At 66.2% G+C, this 1895-nt stretch carries 2 protein-coding genes; one reads left to right on the plus strand and one right to left on the minus strand.

The features are described from left to right. Positions 1-459 precede the first annotated feature (459 nt). The gene (locus tag JF597_RS54535) at positions 460-1392 is read right to left on the minus strand and encodes an SDR family oxidoreductase (protein WP_294014565.1); all 933 of its coding nucleotides are present in this window, start codon (positions 1390-1392) and stop codon (positions 460-462) included. A 265-nt stretch (positions 1393-1657) separates the two neighbouring features. Between JF597_RS54535 and JF597_RS54540 the strand changes: the two genes are divergently transcribed. After that, positions 1658-1895 (plus strand): alpha/beta fold hydrolase (locus JF597_RS54540; RefSeq protein ID WP_294014568.1); only part of this gene is annotated, 238 nt, incomplete at its 3' end.

Consider the following 1895-nt stretch of genomic DNA (forward strand, 5'->3'; position numbering starts at 1 on the left):
CGGTCGCGGGGTCGAAGTGCCACCGCATGGCCGCCCGGACGAATTCATCCGGGTCCACGCGGTCAAAGGGACCGGTATCCAGAATGGTCAATGACTCGTCCACCATCGCAACGTACTTTCTCGAAGCCCGTGGGGCCGATACCGGAGTAAGGGACAGGATCGGCGCGTCAGCACTCACGGGACAGGCTCGTCTCCGTTCCACCCCGCAGCGGCGACGCGCGCACCCATGCCGGTACGACATGTCCTGTACACCTTTGGTGCACCAGGCCTGACGGCCACGGCCCCCACATACAAGACCGAGGTCCTGCCGTTTGTGTGACACCAGCCGTACGGGCGAGGAAAGGTGCGAACTAAAGCCGCACTGGGCTGCCTTACTGCCCGTCAGGCAGGTTTCCCTGTCCTGGCCCGGTCGGTGTGAACGCCGAAGCAGCCACCCTGTCCCTGGTCTGTCGGGTACCTTCAGACCGCCGCGAAGGTGACTCCGGTGAGACGCTCGGACAGCTGCCAGAGCCGAGATGCGTCCGCCTCGCTCCGGGCCGATTTGTAGAGCGCCAGTTCCGTTGGACTGCCCGTGAACTGGCCCCAGCCGTCGGGGCCGTACAGATGGCCGCCCTTGGCTTCCGGGCTCGCCGCCGCGTACAGCAGTGGACGCAGGCCGGCGTCGACGGACTGCACGAAGACACCCCAGCGTGCGAGCCGCCTCATGATCGCCGCGTGAGGCGCGGGACGGGCGCGGCCGAGGTTGGGCCCGGCTGCGTAGAGATTCGTCAGAGTCGTACCGGGATGGGCCGCGTTGCTGACGAGGCCCCAGCCGCCCGACGCGCTGCGACGCTCCAGTTCGAGGGCGAACAGCAGGTTGGCCAGCTTGGACTGTCCGTACGCGCGCACCGGGGAGTACCGCTTCACACCCTGCGGGTCGTCCCAGTTGATCCGGCTGCCACGCGCGGCGCTGCTGGTCACTGTGGTCACACGAGCGTGACCGGCCCGCAGTGACGGCATCAGCCGCCCGGTGAGGGCCACATGACCGAGGTAGTTGGTTCCGAACTGCAGCTCGTAGCCGTCCTTGGTCGTGTGCCGCAAGGGCGGTGACATTACGCCTGCGTTGTTGACGAGCAGGTGGATCGGCCTGCCTTCAGCATTGAGCGTGTCGGCGAGGTTCTCCACCGAGGCCAGGGAGGCAAGGTCGAGGAGGCGAAGGGAGATCCGCGCACCCGGCACACTCGTTCGGATCAATTCGAGGGCGGTGGTTCCTTTGGCCATGTTGCGTACCGGCAGGATCAGTTCGGCGCCGGCATGAGCGAGTCGTGTGGCCAGCCCAAGGCCGACCCCGTCGCTCGCCCCGGTGACCACGGCCAGCCTTCCTCGCAGGTCGGGCTCCGTCATGTCGTTCATCAACACTCCTTGTTGGGCGGTACGTCCGGGGCGCCAGCGTCCACGCAGCGCGCGGCCCGATCCATGTGCTGATTGACCATGGATCAATCGGACACGGCATGGAACCAGGGAGCACGAGCTGAAGAAGCGACCCGGACCAGACGGAGATGACAACACCGTGTGACACGATGTTGTTCCTGACAATATGATTGCGGAACACCTCCGCGAGGTACGGCTGCTCACTCGTGGCAGTCGACCGATCTCCGATCGACGAAGGGCACTCCCTATGCCTGCCATCCTGATACACGGGGTCCCCGACACCCATCACGTCTGGGACGACGTGCGTCGCCACCTCTCCCGGACCGACGTGGAAGCCTGGGACCTGCCCGGGTTCGCCGCCGCCCGGCCGGACGACTTCGGATCCACCAAGGAGGAGTACGTCAGTTGGCTCATCGACCGCCTGGAGCGGATCGGTGAGCCGGTCGACCTCGTCGGGCACGACTGGGGCTGCATATTCACCGCCC

The sequence above is a fragment of the Streptomyces sp. genome (genome assembly GCF_019510245.1).
Lineage (GTDB): Bacteria > Actinomycetota > Actinomycetes > Streptomycetales > Streptomycetaceae > Streptomyces.

Excerpts from the sequence above, each read along its gene's own strand:
- JF597_RS54535 (WP_294014565.1), bottom strand. The coding sequence starts at position 1,392 with ATGAACGACATGACGGAGCCCGACCTGCGAGGAAGGCTGGCCGTGGTC.